Below are 20546 nucleotides of genomic sequence, written 5' to 3' on the forward strand. Positions count from 1 at the left end.
GCAGGGGTGCCAAGGTCCTTGTGGGCGGGGCTGTGTTGTGGGGGTGGGGAGACCGTCCCCACCCCGTTCCTCAGGCCGTCTCCGCCAGCTCCACGCTGTTCGCCGGGACATTGTGGACGCGCAGGCGCTTCAGGCGGCGGGAGTCCGCATCGACGATCTCGAACTCCAGGCCCGACGGATGGACCAGCCGTTCGCCCAGCCCCGGCACCCGGCCGGCGATGGAGACGACCAGACCGCCGAGCGTGTCGATGTCCTCGCGCTCCTCCTCGGTCAGCACCGGACCGACCCGGACCTCGAAATCCTCGATGGGCAGGCGGGCGTCGGCGATCAGGCTGCCGTCGGGACGTTCGACCAGCCGCGGCGCCGCGGCCTCGTCATGCTCGTCCTCGATCTCGCCGACGATCTCCTCCACCAGATCCTCGATGGTGACGAGGCCGTCGATGCCGCCGAACTCGTCCACCACCAGCGCCATGTGCTGGCGGGTCTGGCGCATCTGCACCAGCAGGTCGAGCACATGCATGGAGGGGGCGACGATCTTCGCCTCGCGGATGATGCCGCTCAGGTCCGGCTTCTGGCGCAGGCCTTCGGCGGAGATGGCCTGCTTGGCCATCAGGGTCATCACATCCTTGATGTGGATGATGCCGACCACGTCGTCCAGCGTCTCGCGGAACACCGGCAGGCGGGAATGGCCTTCCTCGGCGACGCGCTGGACCAGTGAAGGGAAGGGCGTGTCGATGTCGACGGCGATGATGTCGGCGCGCGGCACCATGACGTCGGCGACGGTGCGGTCGCGCAGCTTCAGGATGTTGGTCAGCAGCGCCCGCTCGCCGGTGCCCAGCGAATCCTCGCCGTCCTCGCTGGCTGCATCGTCCAGGCCGGAGATCAGCTCTTCGATGGTGCCGCGCAGGGAATTGTCCTCGCGGCCGCCCCAGACGGTGCGGAGCCACCCCTTGAACAGGTGGCCCAGGGAATGGTCTTCGGCCCCGTTGTCATCACGGGGCGTGCGACTGTCGGATATATCGCTCATCGGTCCGGCGGTTGGTGGTTGGCGGCGTAAGGATCGGCGATTCCGAGCGTGGCGAGCAACCGGGTTTCCAGCGCCTCCATCTCCTCGGCCTCGTCGTCCGTCTCGTGATCATACCCCAGCAGATGCAGAACACCATGCATCACAAGGTGAGTCATGTGGTCCTGGAAGCTTTTCCGCTGTTCGGCGGCTTCGCGTGCAACCGTTTCATAGGCGAGGATGACGTCGCCCAGCATCACCGGCATGCCGTCCTGCGCGTCGGGCTCCTCCGCCTCGGTCAGGGCGAAGGACAGCACGTTGGTCGGCTTGTCCTTGCCGCGATACTCGCGGTTCAGCCGGTGGACCAGCTCGTTGTCGGCCAGCACGACCGACAGCTCGGCCGGGCCTTCCTCGTCGTCATAGGCGGCGCCGAGCGCAGCGAGGGCGGCGCGCTCCGCCAGCCACTCGGCATCCTCGGCCCAGTCGCCGGCTTCACGTGAAACAGCGATGTCGACCGCGGTGGTCATTCCGGCTCTCCAACGGTCCCAGGTCCATTGCTGGTCGTTTCGGGTGCGGAACCAGCCGGCACGGTGTTGGTGCGGCGGGCCTGCTTGCGCTCCGCCTCGCGGGCATCGGCCTGGTCATAGGCGCGGATGATGCGGGCCACCATCGGGTGGCGGACCACATCGGCGTCGGTGAAGCGGACGAAGCGCACGCCCTCCACCCCGCGCAGGATGTCGAGCGCGTCGCGCAGGCCCGACCGGGTGCCGGTCGGCAGGTCGATCTGCGAGATGTCGCCGGTGACGACCATCCGCCCGCCCTCGCCGAGACGGGTGAGGAACATCTTCATCTGCATCGGCGTGGTGTTCTGCGCCTCGTCGAGGATGACGAAGGCGTTGCCCAGCGTCCGGCCGCGCATGAAGGCCAGCGGTGCGATCTCGATCTCGCCGGACTCCAGCCGCTTCTTGACCTGTTCCGCCGGCAGCATGTCGTGCAGCGCGTCGTAGAGCGGGCGCAGGTAAGGATCGACCTTTTCCTTCAGGTCGCCGGGCAGGAAGCCCAGCCGCTCGCCGGCCTCGACCGCCGGGCGCGACAGCACGATGCGGTCGACCTGTCCGGTTGTCAGCAGCGCCACCGCCTGGGCCACCGCCAGATAGGTCTTGCCGGTGCCGGCCGGGCCGAGCCCGAAGACCAGCTCGCTCTCCGCCAGGGCCTGGAGATAGGCGGCCTGGGTCGGGGTGCGCGGGGTGATCGGGCCACGGCGGCGGGTGCGCAGCGCGATCTCGGCGCGGGTGATGGTGGCCTGCGGGCCGGGCGCGCGCGGCTCCTCGCCAGCAGCGACGCCGGCAAAGCCGGCCTCGGCGGTCGCCATGCGGACGGCGCCGTCGACTTCGCCGCCGTCGATGGTCTGGCCGCGGCTCAGCCGGCCATACAGGCCGTTCAGCGCCGTCCGCGCCGTTTCGGCGGCGTCCGATGGGCCGGAGATGGTCAGGGTGTTGCCGCGGGAGATCAGCGACACGCCGAGAAGCGATTCGATGCGGGCGAGGTGGCGGTCATGCTCGCCATACAGCATCGGCAGAAGACGGTTGTCATCGAATTGAACGTCGATGCGCCGTTCGGGCAGACCGTTCAAGCGCTGGCCTCCAAGGTTACGGCAGGCTGGAAGGGAGAGGCGGTGACGTATTCACCGGTCACCACGGTGCCGGCGAGGCTGTTGGCCCGCGCCGCGTCGACCCGCACCTCGACGATGCGGCCGAGCAGCCGTGCGTCCGCCTCGGCATGGACCGACTGCATCCACGGGCTGCGGCCCAGCAGCTGGCCGTCGCGGCGGCCGACGCGGTCGAACAGGACCGGCACGCTGCGGCCGACGAAGCCATGGTTGAAGGCGATCTGCTGGGCGTCCAGCAGCTGGCGCAGCGCCTCCAGCCGTGCCTCCTTCACTGCGTCCGGCAGCTGGGCGCCCTCGACCGCGGCCGGGGTGCCGGGACGCGAGCTGTATTTGAAGGAATAGGCCTGCGCATAGCCGATCTCGGTGACCAGCTTCAGCGTCTGGGCGAAATCGGCGTCCGTCTCGCCGGGGAAGCCGACGATGAAGTCGCCGGACATCGCCAGGTCGGGCTTGGCGTCGCGCAGCCGGCCGACCAGCCGGCGGTAATCGTCGGCGCTGTGCTTGCGGTTCATCGCCGCCAGGACGCGGTCGGAGCCGGCCTGCACCGGCAGATGCAGATAGGGCATCAGCTGCGGCACCTCGGCATGGGCGCGGATCAGGTCGTCGGCCATGTCGCGCGGGTGCGAGGTGGTGTAGCGGATGCGCGCCAGCCCGTCGATCTCCGCCAGCTCGCGGATCAGCCGGCCGAGGCCCCAGGTGGCGCCGTCCGGCCCGTCGCCGTGCCAGGCGTTGACGTTCTGACCCAGCAGGGTGATCTCGCGCGTGCCGCCGGCGACCAGCCGCTTCGCCTCGGCCAGGATCTGGCCGGCGGGGCGGGAGAACTCGGCACCGCGGGTGTAGGGCACCACGCAGAAGGTGCAGAACTTGTCGCAACCCTCCTGCACCGCCAGGAAGGCGGCGACGCCTTGGGCGCCGGCTTCCTCCGGCAACAGGTCGAACTTGGACTCGGCCGGGAAGTCGGTGTTCAGCACGCTGCCGGCGGCGCGGCTGGCCTTCGCCACCATCTCCGGCAGGGTGTGGTAGGTCTGCGGGCCGAAGACCATGTCGACGAAGGGGGCGCGGGCGACGATCTCCTCGCCCTCGGCCTGGGCGACGCAGCCGGCGACCGCCAGGATCATCCGGCCGTCCTCGGCCTCCGCCTTGCGGTCCTTCATCTGGCGCAGCCGGCCCAGCTCGGAGAAGACCTTCTCGGCCGCCTTCTCGCGGATGTGGCAGGTGTTCAGGATCACCATGTCGGCGCCGTCCGGCTCATCGACCGGTTGGTAGCCCAGCGGTGCCAGGACGTCCACCATGCGGGCGGAGTCGTACACGTTCATCTGGCAGCCCCAGGTCTTGATGAACAGCTTCTTGGTCAACCCGCACCCTTCCGCTTGGAACAAAAACGAATAGCGCGCTCACGGTTTTGCGTGGCGCGCGGCACGCCGTCGGTCCGGCGTCGCTCCTGAAAAGATGGTATCGCGTGCGGGGCGAATCGAGTCAATCCCGCTTCGCCCCGCCCACATTTCGCAAACAGGCCCAATTCGCAAAACAAGCCGTTTCCGGGCTGCGGAACCGTCACGCCGCCCCGGCCTGGAGGCCGTCGCGCCAGAACCAGTCGGTCCGGCGCACCCGGTCAGTCCAAAGTCGCTCCGCCGCCGTCCGGCTGAACAGGGCGCTGAAAGGGACGGGGGTGTCTCCCGCCGGCAGGTCGATGGAGGTCGCCAGCACCGGGCCGAGAACAGGGGTGGCGCCGATGGCGATATCCTGCGTATCCGCCAGTTCCGGCTTGCCGATCATGCCGGCGGCGCCGGCCAGCGAGCCTTCGACCAGCTCCAGCCCCAACAGCCGGCTCATGTCGACCGGACCCGGCATCTCCATGCCCAGCGTCAGGGCGCGGGAGAAGCCGAACCGCTCGTAATAGGGGGCGTCGCCGACCAGGATCACCGACTTGTGGCCCAGCGCCACCGCCTTGTTCAGGCTCATCCGGATCATCTTGCTGCCCAGCCCGCTGCCCTGGAGATGGGCGGCGACGGCGATTGGGCCGAGCAGGATGGACGGGGTAGTGCCGCCGACCAGGATCGGCCAGTAGCGGATGGTGCCCACCACCACCTCGCGGCCATGCTCGTCATGCTCGATGGCGACGAGGTTCAGGGCGGGGATGGAGTCGACGCCGTCGCGCAGCCGGTAGGCGGTCTTGTTGAAGCGGTCCGGACCGAAGGAGGCGTCCAGCAGGGCTTCGATGGCGGCGGCGTGCTTCGGCTCTTCGACGGTGATGATCATCAGGTGGGGCTCCCGGCGGGAAGAAGGTCTTCTCAGAAGGCTTCTGAAGGGCGGATCGCGCCGCCGCCGGAAGGCCGGGGGTGTCAGGTCCCCGATGTGCCTTTGGCGTTCGCACGCGACCCAAGGACGGCCGCAACCGCAAAGCGCGGTGCGAGGCTCCGTCGTCGGATGCGAAGGGCGTGCGAACGAGACATGGACAAGGCTCTTCGGCCGTTGCTGGGACTTGCGCATATATCATCGTCGCCCCCCCGTCGCAAGACCGCGGAGACCCCGATGGAGTGCATAACTGTATCCATCTGGATGCGGGCCCCATACGGCCATGTCCCACGATTGTCCGGGGCGCTTCTGGACAGTGCGGAGGGGGGACCTTATTCTGTGGCCGACAGCCGCCCGGCCAGCCGGATTCCCCGGCCGCCGGCACGTTTTTCGGCCGGCGCCGTTCACTTGGCTGTCCGCCCGGATTGCCTGCCAGGATCCTCGACCATGTACACCGCCGTCACCCACGACATCCGCGTCACCGTCCAGCCCGTGTTCCTGGAGGACCAGTCGTCCCCGGCGGAGGGGCGCTTCGTCTGGGCCTATCATGTCCGCATCGAGAATGAGGGCGAGGAGACGGTGCAGCTGCGCACCCGCCACTGGCGCATCACCGACGCCATGGGCCGCGTGCAGGAGGTGCGTGGCCCCGGCGTCGTCGGCGAACAGCCGGTGCTGGAGCCGGGCGACCATTTCGAATACACCAGCGGCACCCCGCTCGGCACGCCGTCCGGCATCATGGCCGGAACCTACGGCATGGAGGGCGAGGACGGCCGCGCCTTCGACGTGACGATCCCGGCCTTCTCGCTGGACAGCCCGCACCAGCCGATGCAGCTGAACTGACCGGAAAACCCGGACCCGGAAATCCGGCTGCAGGCAAATAATACAATAGAATGTGTGTGGTTATTGGAAGAATTCAACACGCGGCTTTGACAAGCCGCATGGCTGCCCGTAGTTTGTCCACCGCTTGACGGTCATAGGCCTGACCCTATCTAGGGTCTTCCGACTGGCGTCCGGCGACAGAAACCGGGCGGAAACGGGAAGGCAGGCGCCGCCACTCCGGTCTAGATATCTCCTTTTCGTCTTGCGGGCCGTTCGGTTGATCCGCCGAGGCATCGGCTCCGTACTGACGGCAAACCCGAGCGACGCCAGCCCGAGTAACGCCAGACAGGATGGCCAGACAGGATGGGCGTGTTGCGCGACAGCCGTCGGCTCACGGCCGGCGGTCCATGCAAGGCGTGTTATCAGTTATGGAAAGGATGTTCCCGTGACGGCTACCAAGACCCCGCACGCCAAGCCTCCGGCGGTCGACAACGTGCTCCGCGGCCCCGGCCTGTCCCGGCCGGACGCCCTCGACCGTCCGTCCCGCGCCGAGGCGGAGGAGGCGGTGCGCACCCTGATCCGCTGGGCCGGCGACGATCCGGCGCGCGAGGGGCTGGTCGGCACGCCGGACCGCGTCGTCCGCTCCTACGAGGAATTCTTCGCCGGCTACGGCATCGACCCGGTCGAGATCCTGTCGCGCACCTTCGAGGAGACCGACGGCTACGACGAGATGGTCGTGCTGCGCGACATCCGGGTCGAGTCCTATTGCGAGCACCACATGGTGCCGATCATCGGCAAGGCCCATGTCGCCTATCTGCCGCGCCGCCGCGTCGTCGGCATCTCCAAGCTGGCGCGGCTGGTCGAGGCCTACGGCAAGCGCCTGCAAATCCAGGAGAAGATGACGGCGCAGATCGCGAACACCATCGACGAGGTCCTCCAGCCCGAGGGTGTCGCCGTGGTGGTCGAGGCGCAGCACCAGTGCATGACGACCCGCGGCATCCACAAGACCGGCGTGACCATGGTGACCAGCCGCATGCTGGGCGCCTTCCGCACCGACCCGTCGACCCGCCGCGAATTCCTGACGATGATCGGCAACCCGTCGTCGCGCGGGATGGAGTGAGGATCCTGCCCCTTCCCTCCGGGGGAGAGGGCTTTACACCCAAACCGCTGCCTGCCAAGCTCCCGCCGCTATTTCCCAGTAAGCGGTGTGGAGCATGGCGGCGAAGGTGACCCCGGCGGTCAATGCGGCGAAGGCGGCGGGCGTCGCCTTCCGGCTGATGGAATACGAGTACGACCCGTCGGCCGACGCCATCGGCCTGCATGCGGCCGAATCGCTCGGCCTCGACCCCGCCATCGTCTACAAGACCCTGATCGTCCAGCTGGAGCCCAAGGCGCTGGCCTGCGCCGTCATCCCGGTCGCGGCCAAGCTGGATTTGAAGGCCATCGCCGCTGCGGCCAAGGCGAAGAAGGCCGATCTGGCCGACCCGGCGCTGGCGGAAAAGACCACCGGCTTCCTGGTCGGCGGCATCAGCCCGCTCGGCCAGAAGAAGGCGTTGCCGACCTTCATCGACGCGAGCGCCGAGGCGCTGTCGGAAATGGTGGTGAATGGCGGCCGGCGCGGTCTGCAGATCGTGCTGGCGCCCGCCGATCTGGCGAAGGCGACGAAGGCGGCGGTCTGCGCCATCGTCGCGCACTGAACCGCGATTTTTTAAGGTGGTGGTGACCCCGGCAGGACTCGAACCTGCTGCCTCAAGTTTAGGAAACTCGCGCTCTATCCTGATGAGCTACGGGGCCACTTGCGCCGCACCTTAACGGTTTCGCCGGGAAGGGGAAAGTGGCTTTTGGTGATTGTGCCGCTTCGTCGGAGCGCTTGCCTGACGGCGGGCGTCACGCCGTTGGAAGCACCATAGAACACGGATTACACGGATTTCGACACGGATTGCACGGATCAGGCCATATCCGGGACGTCAATCCATAGGAATGGCGACCGGGATGGACCGTGCTGAACCGGGCGGTTCCGTGAAATCCGTGTCAAAATCCGTGAAATCCGTGTCGATTATTGCCTGCGTCTCCAGCACCTCGTGTTCAGGCGAGTGACTTGGCGCCGCCGCCCCCCTCAGTCCGAATAGCGCTCCTCCAGCCACGGGTCGGCGTGGTTGTTGTAGCCGCGAACCTCCCAATAGCCCTTGCGGTCGCCGGCCAGCAGCTCGATCCGCTTCACCCACTTGGCGCTCTTCCACAGATACAGCTTGGGCAGGATGATCCGCACCGGGCCGCCATGCTCGCGGCTGATCGGCTGGCCTTCCCAATTGGTGGCGAGCAGCACGCCGTCGTCGTCGAAGTCCGACAGGGCGACGTTGGTGGTGTAGCCGTCGAAGGAATGGAAGACGACGAAGCGGGCCTCCGGCTTCGGCCGGGCCAGCTCCAGCAGGCGGCGGGCGCTGACCCCCTCCCACCGGTTGTCGTAGCGCGACCAGGTGGTGACGCAATGGATGTCGGAGACGAAGCTCTCCTGCGGCTGGGACTGGAAATCGTCCCAGCTCCAGGACAGCCGGTTCTCCACCAGCCCGTCCACCGCGAGCGACCAGTTCGCCGTCGTCACCTTCGGCGTGATGCCGAGGTCCAGCACCGGCCAGTCGGTCACCAGCCGCTGGCCGGGCGGCAGCCGGTCGCGCGCCGGGTCGGCGGCATGTCCCGTCAGGGCACGGCCATCGCGCGCCCATTGCTCCTTGGTGGCGACCAGCTTGTCGCGGACGGCGCCTTCGCGCTCGACCTCCCGGCCCACCTCCTGCCCGGGCTCCGGCCGGTCGGTCCTGTCCGCTCCGCTGGGTGTGTCGTTCATCGCTCGTCCTCCGTTTCCGCCGTTTCCGGCAGGGGTCCCGCTAAAAAAAGGAACAGACAGTCGGGTTGGCAAGCGCAAGCGGGAGAACTAACTTCCCGAAGCCCGGCATAATGGAGCCCCGGCATATTGGAGCCACAGTTCCACGCCAGGGTGCCGGCCGGCTGTTTTTTGCCGCCCACCCGCATCGCCGCCCCGTCAAAGACCACCCGAGTGAATTGCCGATGATCCGGTCCGCAACGCCCGCCGCAAACCCTCTGCCAAGCGCTTGGCGTCGGCTCCTGTCCGGCGGCCTCGCCGTCCTGCTTCTCGCGGGCCTGCTCGCCGGGGCGGGGACGCCGGTGCTCGCCGCCTCGGCAGCGCCCGCCGCCGCCGTTGCGGCTCCCGCCGCCGGTGGCGCCGCTCCCGCCGCTGCCCCGGTGGTGGTGGACGAGGCGACCGTGCAGCAGCTGGAGGCGCTGGTCGGCACGCTGGAGAACCAGGATGCGCGCACCCAGCTGGTCACCCAGCTGCGCAACCTGATCACCGCCCAGCGCGGCCTTGCCCAGGCCAAGGAGGCGGAAGGCGAGTCGGCGCTGCCGCAGACCCTGGGCGCCCGCGCGCTGGCCTTCCTGGCGGCGCGGATGGACGTGGTCAGTCGCCAGCTGGTGCAGGTCGCCAACGTCTTCTCCGACCTGCCGGGGGCGCTGTCCTGGGTGCAGCGGCAGGCGCAGGACGACACCGCCCGCGACCGCTGGGTCCAGATCGCCATCCAGCTGGCGATGATCCTCGGCATCGGCGCGGTGGCTGCGCGCGGCATCGCCTGGCTGCTCAGCCGGCCGCGCCATGCCATGGCCGCCCGCCGTGTCGACTCCACCCTGCTGCGCATCCCGATGCTGCTCGGCCGGGCGGTGCTGGAGCTGGCGCCGATCCTGGGCTTCATCGTCGTCGCCTACACCATCCTGTCGGTGACCGAACCGGCGCCGCGGGTGCGGCTGGTGGCGCTGGCGGTGGTCAACGCCACCGTCATCACCCAGGCGCTGCTGATCCTGGTGCGGATGATGTTCGCGCCCGACGCGCCCAACCTGCGCATGGTCCACACCAGCGAGGCCGGGGCGAAGCGCTGCTACATCTGGTCGCGCCGGCTGATCGCCGTGGCGGTCTACGGCTATTTCCTGGCGGAGGGGGCCTATGTGCTGGGCCTGCCGCTGGGCGCCTACGGCGCGCTGCTGAAGCTGCTGGGCGTGGTGATCGCCGCCATGCTGATCGCGCTGATCCTGCAGAATCGGGTCGGCGTCGCCGACTGGATGCGCGGCAACCCGCTGTCGGGCGACGGCGACCCGCTGGCGACCGCCCGGCGCGAGGCGGAAGGGCAGGGGGCGGTGCTGCGCACCGCGCGCCGCCGCTTCGCCGAGATCTGGCATGTGCTGGCGATCCTCTATGTCGTGGTGACGCTGGGCGTCTGGGTGCTCAACGTCTATGGCGGCTTTGAATTCCTGGCCCGCGGCACCGCCGTGACCGTGGTGGCGGTGGTGGTGGCCCGGCTGCTGGTGGGCGGGCTGAACCGGACGCTGCGCCGCGGCCTGACCATGAACCGCGAGCTGGCCGGCAACCTGCCGCAGCTCCACACCCGCGCCTTCCACTATCTCCCCATCGTCCAGCGCATCGGCAAGATCATCATCTGGCTGGTGGCGCTCGGCGCCGCGCTGAACGGCTGGGGCATCGACACGCTGGGGATGGTCGAAACGAACGCCGGCCGCCGCATCGTCGGCAGCGCCATCTCCATCGGCCTGCTGCTGGCCGGCGCCATCGTCGCCTGGGAGGTGGTCAGCGCGCTGATCGAGCATTTCCTGCGCGCCACCGACCGCAACGGCACCCGCATCGAACGCAGCGCCCGCATGCGCACGCTGCTGCCGCTGCTGCGCAACGCCTTCCTGATCCTGCTGGTGACGATGGTGTCGCTGATCACCCTGTCGGAGCTGGGCGTCAACATCGCGCCGCTGCTGGCCGGTGCCGGTGTCGTCGGTCTGGCCATCGGTTTCGGATCGCAGACTCTGGTCAAGGACATCATCACCGGCCTGTTCATCCTGTTCGAGGACACGGTGTCGGTCGGCGACGCGGTGGACGTCGGCGGCGGCCATTCCGGCACGGTGGAGGCGATCTCCATCCGCTCGATCCGCCTGCGCGACGGGTCGGGCGCCGTGCATTCCGTGCCGTTCAGCGCCGTCACCACCGTGAAGAACATGAGCAAGGACTTCTCGGTCACCCTGTTCAACATCACGGTGTCCAACCGCGAGGATCCCGACCGCATCATCGCCGCGCTGAAGGAGACCGGCGCCGAGGTGCAGGCCCAGCCGCAGTTCGCCGCCGACATCCTGAACCCGCTGGAGGTGCTGGGCGTCGACAAGCTGTCCGACACCGGCATCAACATCCTGGCCCAGTTCAAGACCCGCCCGACCCGCCAGTGGGGCGTGACGCGCGAGTTCAACCGCCTGCTCAAGAAGAAGTTCGACGAGCTGGGCATCTCCATGCCGACCCAGTCGATGCAGCTGGTCGTCGGCCAGAACCCGCATGACCGCGCGCTGGCAGAAGCGCTCAGCCAGGGCTCCTGACCGCCGGGGGTATCGCCCGCCAGGGGTACTGCCCGTAAGCACAGGCTCAGACCTTACGCACAGGGAACGCCCGGCTCTGCCGGGCGTTTTCCTTATGTACGTCCTGTACGTCCGATCGGCGGGAGCCAGCCGCAACCATGCTCAGCGATGCCTTTTCCCGGTTCGCCCGCTGGATGGAGCGCCAGTCCGGCCGTCCGGCTGCCTTCGTCACCGCCTTCGCCGTCGTGCTGGTCTGGGGGCTGACCGGGCCGCTGTTCCATTTTTCCGACACCTGGCAGCTGGTGATCAACACCGGCACCACCATCGTCACCTTCCTGATGGTGTTCATCATCCAGAACGCCCAGAACCGCGACACCCAGGCCATCCACCTGAAGCTGGACGAGCTGATCCGCGCCACCCACTCCGCCCGCAACGGCATGATCGATGTGGAGGAGATGCCGGAAAACGAACTGGCAAAGGTGAAGCGCAGCTTTGAAAAGCTCGCCAGGACCGCCGAATGCCTGGACCACCGCATCGACGAGAAGGTCGAGCGCGCGGTAGAACGCGAAGTGGAGCGCGAGGTCGACGAGGAGCTGGAGGAGCGCGGCCTGCCCGACCCGGCGGAGAAGCGGTGAGTGTGCCGTTTAGGCTGCCCTATCCGGCCGGCGCCGGCGGGCAGGGGGGGCGGCGCCAGGCGCGCAGCGCGTCGCCCAGCGCGCGGGCGAAGCTGGACCGCTCGTCCGGCGACAGGAAGGACCCGACCCCCACCGACTGGCCATGGGAACTCAGCGTGACCTGCCCGGCGGCGCCGTGGCGCTCATGGTCGGCCGGCTCGCTGTGGGTGATCCGCAGCCAGTAGGGATGGAAGGACCAGCGCCGCTCCGGCGCCTTCCAATGCACCCGCTGCACCGTCAGCGCGGTTTCGGTCAGACGCACCCGCTCATACTGCCGGGCGGAGCGGTAGCTGACCCGGAAGGCCAGCCACAGCGCCAGCACGTCCAGCCCGCAGAAGGGCACGACCGGCCAGGCGCCATGGGCGACGAAGATGCCGGCGACGATCAAATTCATCGCCACGACCACCGCCATCAGGATTCGGAAGCCGCTGCGGCCCAGGCTGCGGTGCGGGTGGAGGATGGCGTCGAACAGCACGCGCACCGAGCCGCTGCCACCGCTGTCCGCGGGGGAGGGACCGTCGCCGGGCTGCCGGCCACCGGGTTGCGGGCCGCTGATGTCGATTGGCATGGCGGCCATCCTACCCCAGCGCCGCCCGTCGGAAAACCGCGAGGAAATCGGGGTTATGCCGCCCTCGTCATGCTGCCCCCTTATGCTGCCTGCGACACCATCGGCACCGCGCCGCCGTTCAGCACCCAGGCCATGGCGCTGTCCATGCCGGGATAGTCTGCGGCCGGCCGGCCCTCGATCTCCCCGGCCAGGCTGCCGTCGAGGTTCAGGCCTTGGGCCAGGACGAAGATCCGCGCCTGATCGTCGATGCCGGCGACGATCATCACCTCCGCCATCACCGCGGCCCAGTCCCAGTCGGTCATCACCACGCCGCACCGCACCTGTCCGCAGCGCCGGGCCAGCTTCATCAGGGCGACGACGATCTCCGGCCGGAAGTCCTCGGCCTCGAAGCGGTCGAACTCGACAAGGCTGCTCCAGGGCGTACCGCGCGCGCCCAGGGCGGCGCAGTGCATCTCCACCTGCCGGGCGATGCTGTCGCGCTGCTCCAGCGACAGGGTGCCCTGCAACCGGACATGCAGTCCCCAATCCTTCAGTTCCACAAGATAAGACGCGGTCATTTCCAAATACCCTTATCCGATCCGAACGCCACAACCAGGATAATCCATGGTTCGTCTTCAAGCGTTCTAACGGTGCCCCCGCAGCCAGCAAATCATACGCCACCGCAAAAGCGACCGGAAAGCCGTAATCCTGCGTCCAATTCTGTTGAACTGGCGTCAATTGCTCCGATCTTTGTCGCAAATTGCGACGCAGCGCTGCAGTTTGGCCTGCGGTCTGCGCCGGAGTGTTTCGCGGCTGTCATCGTTCGCCGTCAAACGGCCATTCTCCCTGGCCCGTTCCGCCTCTGGCGCAGGCTCGGGCGTTGCGGCTATGGTGGCGGTCATGAAGCCAGCCGCCGTCCAGGAATTCTTCCGCCGCCTGTCCGCCGCCAACCCGGAACCCCGGAGCGAGCTGGACTACGTCAATCCTTACACGCTGCTGGTCGCCGTGGTGCTGTCGGCCCAGGCCACCGACATCGGGGTGAACCGGGCGACCGGACCGCTGTTCCAAATCGTCACCACGCCGCAGCAGATGGTGGCGCTGGGCGAGGAGGGGCTGCGCCAGTACATCAAGACCATCGGCCTGTTCAACACCAAGGCCAAGAACGTCATCCGCCTGTCGGAGCTGCTGATCGAGCGCCATGGCGGCGAGGTGCCGCGCGACCGCGACGCGCTGGAGCAGCTTCCCGGCGTCGGCCGCAAGACCGCCAACGTCGTGCTGAACGTCGCCTTCGGCGAGGAGACCATCGCGGTCGACACCCACATCTTCCGCGTCGGCAACCGCACCGGGCTCGCCCCCGGCAAGACGCCGGACGCGGTGGAGGCGAAGCTGCTGAAGGCGGTGCCGAAGCTCTACCGCCGCCATGCCCACCACTGGCTGATCCTGCACGGCCGCTACGTCTGCAAGGCGCGCAAGCCCGAGTGCCCGGTCTGCCCGGTCGCCGACCTCTGCGCCTTCAAGGACAAGATCATCGCCTGATTGGGGGGCCTGATCTCGCTTGGCCCAAACGCAAGACGCCCGGCATGGCGGAGAGCCAGCCGGGCGTCTTGCGGTTTCTGCCGGTCGCAGGGGCCGGTCAGACGGTCTCGGCCGCCGGGATCTGCTCGATCACGGGCTGGGCCACGGGCTGGGCCACCGGCTGGACCGCGGCGGCGGGCCTGGAGCCGGTGCCGTAGATCTGGATGTCGCCGACCAGCTGGCCGCCGGCATCGACCGCCAGCTCGCCGAAGCGGATCGACCCGGTGATCTTGCCGGTGGAGCGCACGGTCAGGCGGCCGCGGACCGCGATGTCGCCTTCGAAGCGGCCGGCGATGTCGGCCTCCTCGATGTCGACCGAGCCCTTGAACAGGCCGGTCTCGGCGATCTCGACCAGCCGGCCTTCGCGCAGCTTGGCCTCGACCGTGCCTTCGACAACCAGCACGTCGCAGGAGCCGATCTCGCCGGTCAGCGAGATGTCGCGGCCGACGGTCAGGCGGCGCTGCTCGGGCATGGCCGGGGCGACGGGGGCCGGCGCGACCGGAGCCTGGGCGACGGGGGCGGCGGCCGGGTTGGCGATCGGGATCGACGGCTGGCGCGGGGCGGAGCCGGGCATGTCGACGACCCGGCGCGGCACGTCGGTCTTGAAGCCGGCACCCGGCACGGACGGCGCGGAGGGGGGCTTGGGAATGCTGTTCATGTCGGGTCCCTTCGAGGCGGAAGGCATGTCGGGATAGGCCGGGGCGGCGTGCTGCGTGCCGGCCAGGGCGTGGGCCATGCTGGGGGCGGCCGCTCCGGCCGCGACAGCGGAGGCCGGGGCATGGGCCGGGGTGTTGAGCCCCGTATTGTTGAGGGAGGCGAGCGGCGACGAGACGGCGCCGGGCTCGCCCGGGGTGTGCGGACGGACAGCCGGCTGCGGCGGGACGGGGCTGTCGGCCTTGGGAGCGGCGGGCGGTGTCTTTCGTCCGAACAGCATGAGCGGTTCCCCCAGTCTGGACATTCGGGTGGCGGGATGGCCTGGAAATCGTGTGGCCCGGTGCCGGAGGCGCCCCGCCGGGAAGGCGGTCGCCGCAATCGGTGTCCGGGCGGCCGGTTTCCGGGCAGGCGACGGTGTGCGGCCGTGCCGCCTAGCGGCGTATCACGGTCGTCCGGCCCGCCGCAAGGGGCGCCGACATGGACTGTAGGACATGAACCATGAAGGCGCTCGCCACGACGGGGACCAGCAAATTGGCGAAGGGGATTGTCGAAAGGAAGGCAATGACGACCCCGGCCAAAAAAGGTTTCAGCGGTCTGGCACGGCGCATCGCCCGGGCGGCGGCGCGGTCCATCCGCCGGTGCGCCACCATCTCGAAATACTCCCGGCCCAGCAGATAGCCGTTGATGGTGTAGAAGACGATCAGGTTCAGGCCGGGCGCGAAGATGTAGACCGGCAGCGCCAGCAGATTGACCGCCAGCACCAGCAGCAGGAAGCGCAGCGCCGTCGCCAGCTCCTCCAGCCAGCCGGCCTGGCGCGGGGCGGGCAGGCCGGGGTAGTGCCGCGCCTCGACCCGCTCCACCACCTCGTCGAGGAAGAAGCTCGACACCGTGCCGACCGTGGCCGGGAACAGCAGCCACGCCAGCACCAGCACCCCCAGCCCGCCCATGACGTCGATGGTGGCGTCGATCCAGCCATAGCCGGTCAGCGGCGTCGCCGACAGCGCCAATGAGGCGCCGGCGGCCAGCAGGGCATAGGCGAGCAGCGAGACGAACACCCCGATCCACACCACCCGGCGCACGCGCGGGTCGGACAGCTGGGCGAAGGCAAGCACGAGGGCGCGGATCATCGGCGGTCCGTAAGGCGGCGGGGAATGGCGGCGGGGCAGGGCGTCGGAGCAGGGCTTCGGAGCAGGGCCGCCGCCCGCATATCTACGGTGGCCGGCGGCCGGGTTCCAGTCCCCCCGTGCCGCCTGTGCCGCTCTCCCGTTACGGTGCGGGGCTGAACACCAGCGCGGCGTTGGTCCCGCCGAAGCCGAAGCTGTTCGACAGGACATGGCGGATGCGCCGCTCCTTCGGCCGCAGCGGCACGAGGTCGAGGTCGCAGCCCTCCGACGGCGCCTCCAGGTTCAGGGTGGGCGGGGCGACCTGGTCGCGCAGGGCCAGGATGGCGAAGATCGCCTCCACCGCGCCCGCCGCGCCCAGCAGATGGCCGGTCGCCGATTTGGTCGAGGACATCGACAGGTCCGCCGCCGCCGGGCCGAACAGGCGCTTGACCGCTGCGATCTCCACCGGGTCGCCGGCCGGGGTGGAGGTGGCGTGGGCGTTGACGTAGTCGATGGCGTCCGGCGCCAGCCCGGCCCGCTTCAGCGCGGCGCGCATGGCGCGGAAGGCGCCGTTGCCGTCCTCCGCCGGCGAGGTGATGTGGTAGGCGTCGCCCGACAGGCCATAGCCGGTGACCTCGGCATAGATGGTGGCGCCGCGCCGCTTGGCGTGCTCCAGCTCCTCCAGCACCAGCACCCCGGCCCCTTCGCCCATGACGAAGCCGTCGCGCTCGCGGTCCCACGGGCGCGACGCGCGGGCCGGGTCGTCGTTGAAGCCGCTGGACATGGCGCGGGCGGCGCAGAAGCCGGCGATGGCGAGACGGCAGATCGTCGCCTCGCTGCCGCCGGCCAGCATGACGTCGGCATCGTCCATGGCGATCAGCCGGGCGGCGTCGCCGATGGCATGCGCCCCGGTCGCGCAGGCGGTCACCGCGGCATGGTTCGGCCCGCGGAAGCCGTAGCGGATCGAGACATGGCCCGAGGCGAGGTTGATGAGGGTCGACGGCACGAAGAAGGGCGAGATGCGGCGCGGCCCCTTCGCATGCAGGGTCAGCGCCGCGTCGGCCAGGGCCGGCAGGCCGCCGATGCCAGAGCCGATCATCACGCCGGTGCGCTCCTGCGCCTCCGCGTCTGCCGGGCGCCAGCCGGCATCGGCCACCGCCTCCTCCGCGGCGGCCAGCGCCAGCAGGATGAAGCGGTCCATCTTGCGCTGGTCCTTGGGCGGCACCACCGCATCGGCATCGAAGGGGGCGTCGAAGGCGGCATCCCCGCTGTCCGGCACCTGTCCGGCGATGCGGCAGGGCAGGTCGGCGACATCGATCCCGCCGGCATCGACTCCCCTTACCGCGCGGATGCCGCTGCGGCCGTCCAGCACGGCGCGCCAGCTCGCCGACACCCCGGCCCCGAGCGGCGTGACCGCGCCCAATCCGGTGACCACGACTCGTCTCATTCGGTTTCGTCCTTTGACCATGTCGTCTTTGCAGGGATCGTGAAGTCCGGGCGCAGCCGCTCCGGCCGGATCGCTTCGCCTGTCGTCCTGTCGATCAGCACCGGCTCGACCGTCCGTCCGGTGTCCCTGTCGACGATCCGGAACGCCCCGCCGGACGCCAGCCAGCGGCTGCCCCAGCCGGCCATGGCGATCAGCACCGGCAGGAAATCCCGTCCCTTGCCGGTCAGGTGATAGCCATGGCGCAGCGGGCGGTCCTGGTAGGGCCGCTTCTCCAGCAGCCCGGCCTCCACCAGAGCCTGGAGGCGGCGGGTCAGCATGTTGGTGGCGAGCCCGATGCTGCGCTGGAACTCGTCGAAGCGGGTCAGGCCGAACATCGCGTCGCGCAGGATCAGCAGCGACCACCATTCCCCGACCTCGTCGAGGCCGCGGGCGATGGGGCAGGGAACGTCGCTCAGGCGGGTGCGTCGCATGGCGGCGACTGTCGCACGGTCACTTTCATCATGCAAGCGATGGGGACGGCGGCACAGCCGCGGAGCATCGGGAGTGCCTGCCCGAGCCGCGCTTGTGATGCGGGCGGCGGCGGCTATACTCGCGCCGCAACTTCGCACCGACCGCAAGATCTCCCAGGAGAGCCTATGACCACGTCCGTCCAGGATGCCGCCTACGACGTCACCGGCATCGGCAACGCCATCGTGGACGTGATCGCCCACGCCGACGACGCCTTCCTCGCCGCCAACACCATCGAAAAGGGGGCGATGACGCTGATCGACGCCGCCCGGGCGGAGGAGCTGTATGGCCGCATGGGTCCGGGCGTCGAGGTTTCCGGCGGTTCCGCCGGCAACACCATGGCGGGCATCGCCATGCTGGGCGGGCGCGGCGCCTATATCGGCAAGGTGGCCAAGGACCAGCTGGGCGACGTGTTCCGCCACGACATCCGCGCCTCGGGCGTCGCCTTCGACAGCGCGCCGCTGCTGGGCGGGGCGCCGACCGCCCGCTGCCTGATCCTGGTCACGCCGGACGCCCAGCGCTCGATGAACACCTATCTCGGCGCCTGCGTCGAGCTGGGGCCGGAGGACATCGACGAGACGCTGATCGCCGCCTCGCAGGTGACCTATCTGGAAGGCTATCTGTGGGATCCGCCCCGCGCCAAGGAAGCCTTCCGCAAGGCGGCGGAGATCGCGCACGCCGCCGGCCGCAAGGTGTCGCTGTCGCTGTCCGACAGCTTCTGCGTCCACCGCCACCATGCCGAGTTCGTCGATCTGGTGGAACGCCATGTCGACATCCTGTTCGCCAACGAGCATGAGATCGGCGCCCTCTACGGCACCGACAGCTTCGAGGACGCGCTGGCGGCGGTGAAGCGGCTGGGCAAGACGGCGGCGCTGACCCGCAGCGAGAAGGGCGCCGTCATCGTCTCGGCCGGCGAGGTGGTCGAGGTGGCGGCCGAGCCGGTGGAGCGGGTGGTCGACACCACCGGGGCCGGCGACCTCTATGCCGCCGGCTTCCTGTTCGGCCACACCCGCGGCCTGTCCCCGGCGGTCTGCGGCCGTCTGGGCGCCGTCGCCGCGGCGGAGATCATCGGCCATGTCGGCGCCCGGCCGGAGGTGAACCTGCGCGAACTGGTCGCCGCCAAGGGCATCCTCTGACCTGCGATTTGCCTGTCAGATCGCGACAACGTTGCCGGCCGCACTGCATTTTGCAACTGCGGCCGGTTCTCATTCCGGTCCGGTTTTCGTCAGTTCAGCCGGCTCAGTTCAATTGGTCGTCCACCACCGGCCGCTCCGGCACGGTGACCCGGGCGCACAGCAGCGCCAGCGCCGTTCCGCTGTCGGGGGCGGCCACCGCCCAGCGCTCCGGCCGGTCGGGCCGCGGGACGGTCAGCAGCCACAGCCGGTCCTTCTCGCCGAAACGCTCGGTCATCAGCGTGTATTCCCGCGGACCCTGGCGGCGCAAATCGTTCAACTGGCTCTGCAAGTCCGCCGCCTGGGCGTTGCGCACGGCGATCGCGTCCTCCAGCTGGCGCAGTTCGGTTTCCTGTCGGCGCAGGTCGCGCCGCAGGGAGTCGGTGGTGTGGGCCAGCTCCGTCCGTCCATGATGCAGCTGCGACCGGCGGCGCTGCACCGACGCGATCCGGTAGCCGATCCGCAGGATCGACACGGTGCCCCAGCTGAGGCAGGCCATCATGATGACCATTTCCAGCACCAGCAGCAGCGGCGTCTGCATGCTCCTCCTCCTCCGCTCACGTCGGCACGCTCCTTGCTGCATGCCCGGCTGCCTGGACGTCAGCAACCGGCGTGCCAGGGCAGGCGCCGGCGGCGATGCCGCTTTAAGGGGCGGGGTTCGATTGGGGCGGGGGTGGCGATGGATGTGGTGCGGACGATCCTCGACTCGGCGGTGCCGCTGGTGGCGGCGCTCGCCATGCTGTGCCATCTGTGCTGGGTCGGCATCCGGCGCAGCTGGGAACGGGTGGCCGGGCTCGACCGGCTGCGCCAGTCGGTGCGGCCGCTGAAGGAGCGCGAGCGCGCCGAGACGGAGGCGCTGGCCGACATGGCCTACCGGCTGGAGGAGGCGAGGGGGCGTCTGACCGCCGCCGAACTGCGGGTCAGCCATCTCCAGCGCCAGATCGACACACTGGACAAGGAACCGCCGGTCTTCCTGCACGTCCTCGGCACCCCCGGCGGCAACCGGCGCAGCTTCAAGGCGGAGGCGCAGTTCGACACCGTCGTCGCCGCCGCCGCCCGCGCTGCCGGCAAGCCGGTGAACCCGGCCTGGCGCTACGGCAACCGGGTCGTGGTGCATGCGCTGGACATGTCGTCCGCCCGGCGCGAGGCGGAGCATATCTTCCCGCAGAAGGGCGGCTATCAGGTCTTCTTCCACGCGGCGGTGCCCTGACCCCCCGTCCGGTTTCCGGTTTTTGCAAAAGCCCACCGAATAAAGAAATAATTCCTATAATCTCTCCGCACTGCCCCCTCATTCGCGGAGCCACGCCATGCCCCTCGACAGCCGTACCCTCGCAAACGACCGTTTTCCGGTGTGGGCGGAAGAGCCGCCGGTGCCGTCGGACGGCTCGCTGGTCCCCGGTTCGCAGTTCCATGAGGAGCAATGGATCATGGCCGCCGGCATGCTGGCCCGCGGCAGCAGCTTCCTCTATGTCGCCCGCGCCATGGGATGCAGCCGGACGACCCTCTGGCGGGCCTATTACGGCTCCAAGGATTTCCGTCACAGGGTATGGTGGGAGCGGCAGGCGCTGAGACGCGAGGCCGACCTGCGGCTGTTGTCGCTGCGCAGTCTGGTCGTCGAGCAGATCGAACGGCTGGTCTCCTCCGGCGATCCGTCCACGGTGCGCTGGCTGGC

The 20546-nt window shown here is 69.2% G+C and carries 21 protein-coding genes, 1 tRNA gene and 1 pseudogene; 9 read left to right on the forward strand and 14 right to left on the reverse strand.

All coding sequences use genetic code 11. The features are described from left to right. Window positions 1–70 precede the first annotated feature (70 nt). The 5 genes from TSH64_RS06670 to TSH64_RS06690 form a co-directional block, all read right to left on the reverse strand. Window positions 71–1027 (reverse strand): hemolysin family protein, encoded by a 957-nt coding sequence (locus tag TSH64_RS06670; RefSeq protein ID WP_109096072.1) that lies wholly within the window; start codon window positions 1025–1027, stop codon window positions 71–73. After that, complete coding sequence (gene ybeY, locus TSH64_RS06675; RefSeq protein ID WP_109096073.1) at window positions 1024–1530, reverse strand: rRNA maturation RNase YbeY; 507 nt, start codon at window positions 1528–1530, stop codon at window positions 1024–1026. The genes TSH64_RS06670 and ybeY overlap by 4 nt, the downstream gene beginning before the upstream one ends. Further along, entirely contained in the window at window positions 1527–2636 is a 1110-nt protein-coding gene (locus TSH64_RS06680) for a PhoH family protein (protein WP_109096074.1), read from the reverse strand. Before TSH64_RS06680 ends, ybeY begins: the two co-directional genes overlap by 4 nt. Then, window positions 2633–4027, reverse strand: a complete 1395-nt coding sequence (miaB, locus tag TSH64_RS06685; protein ID WP_109096075.1) for a tRNA (N6-isopentenyl adenosine(37)-C2)-methylthiotransferase MiaB — start codon at window positions 4025–4027, stop codon at window positions 2633–2635. Before miaB ends, TSH64_RS06680 begins: the two co-directional genes overlap by 4 nt. Before the next feature lie 199 nt (window positions 4028–4226). Next, window positions 4227–4931 carry an N-acetyltransferase gene (locus tag TSH64_RS06690; protein WP_109096076.1) on the reverse strand — a complete coding sequence of 235 codons (705 nt, stop codon included), beginning with the start codon at window positions 4929–4931 and terminating at the stop codon, window positions 4227–4229. 483 nt (window positions 4932–5414) lie between these two features. Between TSH64_RS06690 and apaG the strand changes: the two genes are divergently transcribed. From apaG to ybaK, 3 genes are all read left to right on the forward strand, one after another. Next, window positions 5415–5807, forward strand: coding sequence for a Co2+/Mg2+ efflux protein ApaG (gene apaG, locus TSH64_RS06695; RefSeq protein WP_098740939.1), 393 nt, complete (start codon window positions 5415–5417; stop codon window positions 5805–5807). A gap of 472 nt (window positions 5808–6279) precedes the next feature. Next, entirely contained in the window at window positions 6280–6906 is a 627-nt protein-coding gene (gene folE / locus TSH64_RS06700) for a GTP cyclohydrolase I FolE (protein ID WP_174471515.1), read from the forward strand. Window positions 6907–7000: 94 nt separating this feature from the next. Beyond that, window positions 7001–7483, forward strand: coding sequence for a Cys-tRNA(Pro) deacylase (gene ybaK / locus TSH64_RS06705; protein WP_199237490.1), 483 nt, complete (start codon window positions 7001–7003; stop codon window positions 7481–7483). Between the two features lie 20 nt (window positions 7484–7503). Here the strand turns inward: ybaK and TSH64_RS06710 are convergent. Then, a tRNA-Arg gene (locus TSH64_RS06710) sits at window positions 7504–7580 on the reverse strand. A 322-nt stretch (window positions 7581–7902) separates the two neighbouring features. After that, on the reverse strand, window positions 7903–8628 hold the full coding sequence (locus TSH64_RS06715; protein WP_247872790.1) for a sulfite oxidase-like oxidoreductase: 726 nt from the start codon (window positions 8626–8628) through the stop codon (window positions 7903–7905). A gap of 221 nt (window positions 8629–8849) precedes the next feature. Between TSH64_RS06715 and TSH64_RS06720 the strand changes: the two genes are divergently transcribed. Both TSH64_RS06720 and TSH64_RS06725 read left to right on the forward strand, forming a co-directional pair. Further along, on the forward strand, window positions 8850–11216 hold the full coding sequence (locus TSH64_RS06720; protein WP_109096077.1) for a mechanosensitive ion channel domain-containing protein: 2367 nt from the start codon (window positions 8850–8852) through the stop codon (window positions 11214–11216). Between the two features lie 137 nt (window positions 11217–11353). After that, the gene (locus tag TSH64_RS06725; protein WP_109096078.1) at window positions 11354–11830 is read left to right on the forward strand and encodes a low affinity iron permease family protein; all 477 of its coding nucleotides are present in this window, start codon (window positions 11354–11356) and stop codon (window positions 11828–11830) included. A 19-nt stretch (window positions 11831–11849) separates the two neighbouring features. Here TSH64_RS06725 and TSH64_RS06730 read toward each other — a convergent pair whose 3' ends face one another. Continuing rightward, window positions 11850–12437 carry a DUF2244 domain-containing protein gene (locus TSH64_RS06730; protein WP_109096079.1) on the reverse strand — a complete coding sequence of 196 codons (588 nt, stop codon included), beginning with the start codon at window positions 12435–12437 and terminating at the stop codon, window positions 11850–11852. Window positions 12438–12517: 80 nt separating this feature from the next. After that, entirely contained in the window at window positions 12518–12994 is a 477-nt protein-coding gene (locus TSH64_RS06735; RefSeq protein ID WP_109096080.1) for a hypothetical protein, read from the reverse strand. A 322-nt stretch (window positions 12995–13316) separates the two neighbouring features. Between TSH64_RS06735 and nth the strand changes: the two genes are divergently transcribed. Continuing rightward, the gene (gene nth / locus TSH64_RS06740) at window positions 13317–13952 is read left to right on the forward strand and encodes an endonuclease III (protein ID WP_109452369.1); all 636 of its coding nucleotides are present in this window, start codon (window positions 13317–13319) and stop codon (window positions 13950–13952) included. 97 nt (window positions 13953–14049) lie between these two features. Here nth and TSH64_RS06745 read toward each other — a convergent pair whose 3' ends face one another. From TSH64_RS06745 to TSH64_RS06760, 4 genes are all read right to left on the reverse strand, one after another. Further along, on the reverse strand, window positions 14050–14925 hold the full coding sequence (locus TSH64_RS06745) for a polymer-forming cytoskeletal protein (protein WP_109096081.1): 876 nt from the start codon (window positions 14923–14925) through the stop codon (window positions 14050–14052). Between the two features lie 151 nt (window positions 14926–15076). Further along, complete coding sequence (locus TSH64_RS06750; protein WP_109096082.1) at window positions 15077–15772, reverse strand: EI24 domain-containing protein; 696 nt, start codon at window positions 15770–15772, stop codon at window positions 15077–15079. 139 nt (window positions 15773–15911) lie between these two features. Next, entirely contained in the window at window positions 15912–17195 is a 1284-nt protein-coding gene (gene fabF / locus TSH64_RS06755; protein WP_109096083.1) for a beta-ketoacyl-ACP synthase II, read from the reverse strand. Next, entirely contained in the window at window positions 17192–17665 is a 474-nt protein-coding gene (locus tag TSH64_RS06760) for a helix-turn-helix domain-containing protein (RefSeq protein WP_109096084.1), read from the reverse strand. The genes fabF and TSH64_RS06760 overlap by 4 nt, the downstream gene beginning before the upstream one ends. A 165-nt stretch (window positions 17666–17830) precedes the next feature. Between TSH64_RS06760 and TSH64_RS06765 the strand changes: the two genes are divergently transcribed. Then, on the forward strand, window positions 17831–18838 hold the full coding sequence (locus TSH64_RS06765; protein ID WP_109096085.1) for an adenosine kinase: 1008 nt from the start codon (window positions 17831–17833) through the stop codon (window positions 18836–18838). A 103-nt stretch (window positions 18839–18941) separates the two neighbouring features. Here the strand turns inward: TSH64_RS06765 and TSH64_RS06770 are convergent, their stop codons facing one another. Further along, window positions 18942–19415, reverse strand: coding sequence for a hypothetical protein (locus tag TSH64_RS06770; RefSeq protein ID WP_109096086.1), 474 nt, complete (start codon window positions 19413–19415; stop codon window positions 18942–18944). 138 nt (window positions 19416–19553) lie between these two features. Here TSH64_RS06770 and TSH64_RS06775 point away from each other — a divergent pair, with 138 nt between their 5' ends. Continuing rightward, window positions 19554–20084: a hypothetical protein gene (locus TSH64_RS06775; RefSeq protein ID WP_109096087.1), complete on the forward strand. Its 531-nt coding sequence runs from the start codon at window positions 19554–19556 to the stop codon at window positions 20082–20084. A gap of 97 nt (window positions 20085–20181) precedes the next feature. Further along, window positions 20182–20546, forward strand: a pseudogene (locus TSH64_RS35790) (hypothetical protein); the annotation flags it as partial.

This window comes from Azospirillum sp. TSH64 (genome assembly GCF_003116035.1).
In the GTDB taxonomy this organism is placed as follows: domain Bacteria; phylum Pseudomonadota; class Alphaproteobacteria; order Azospirillales; family Azospirillaceae; genus Azospirillum.

Excerpts from the sequence above, each read along its gene's own strand:
- ybeY (WP_109096073.1), bottom strand. The coding sequence starts at position 1,530 with ATGACCACCGCGGTCGACATCGCTGTTTCACGTGAAGCCGGCGACTGG.
- TSH64_RS06720 (WP_109096077.1), top strand. The coding sequence starts at position 8,850 with ATGATCCGGTCCGCAACGCCCGCCGCAAACCCTCTGCCAAGCGCTTGG.
- TSH64_RS06730 (WP_109096079.1), bottom strand. The coding sequence starts at position 12,437 with ATGCCAATCGACATCAGCGGCCCGCAACCCGGTGGCCGGCAGCCCGGC.
- TSH64_RS06770 (WP_109096086.1), bottom strand. The coding sequence starts at position 19,415 with ATGCAGACGCCGCTGCTGCTGGTGCTGGAAATGGTCATCATGATGGCC.
- TSH64_RS06670 (WP_109096072.1), bottom strand. The coding sequence starts at position 1,027 with ATGAGCGATATATCCGACAGTCGCACGCCCCGTGATGACAACGGGGCC.
- TSH64_RS06775 (WP_109096087.1), top strand. The coding sequence starts at position 19,554 with ATGGATGTGGTGCGGACGATCCTCGACTCGGCGGTGCCGCTGGTGGCG.
- TSH64_RS06745 (WP_109096081.1), bottom strand. The coding sequence starts at position 14,925 with ATGCTGTTCGGACGAAAGACACCGCCCGCCGCTCCCAAGGCCGACAGC.
- TSH64_RS06725 (WP_109096078.1), top strand. The coding sequence starts at position 11,354 with ATGCTCAGCGATGCCTTTTCCCGGTTCGCCCGCTGGATGGAGCGCCAG.
- TSH64_RS06765 (WP_109096085.1), top strand. The coding sequence starts at position 17,831 with ATGACCACGTCCGTCCAGGATGCCGCCTACGACGTCACCGGCATCGGC.
- TSH64_RS06760 (WP_109096084.1), bottom strand. The coding sequence starts at position 17,665 with ATGCGACGCACCCGCCTGAGCGACGTTCCCTGCCCCATCGCCCGCGGC.
- TSH64_RS06735 (WP_109096080.1), bottom strand. The coding sequence starts at position 12,994 with ATGACCGCGTCTTATCTTGTGGAACTGAAGGATTGGGGACTGCATGTC.
- TSH64_RS06690 (WP_109096076.1), bottom strand. The coding sequence starts at position 4,931 with ATGATCATCACCGTCGAAGAGCCGAAGCACGCCGCCGCCATCGAAGCC.
- nth (WP_109452369.1), top strand. The coding sequence starts at position 13,317 with ATGAAGCCAGCCGCCGTCCAGGAATTCTTCCGCCGCCTGTCCGCCGCC.
- apaG (WP_098740939.1), top strand. The coding sequence starts at position 5,415 with ATGTACACCGCCGTCACCCACGACATCCGCGTCACCGTCCAGCCCGTG.
- TSH64_RS06715 (WP_247872790.1), bottom strand. The coding sequence starts at position 8,628 with ATGAACGACACACCCAGCGGAGCGGACAGGACCGACCGGCCGGAGCCC.
- fabF (WP_109096083.1), bottom strand. The coding sequence starts at position 17,195 with ATGAGACGAGTCGTGGTCACCGGATTGGGCGCGGTCACGCCGCTCGGG.
- ybaK (WP_199237490.1), top strand. The coding sequence starts at position 7,001 with ATGGCGGCGAAGGTGACCCCGGCGGTCAATGCGGCGAAGGCGGCGGGC.
- TSH64_RS06750 (WP_109096082.1), bottom strand. The coding sequence starts at position 15,772 with ATGATCCGCGCCCTCGTGCTTGCCTTCGCCCAGCTGTCCGACCCGCGC.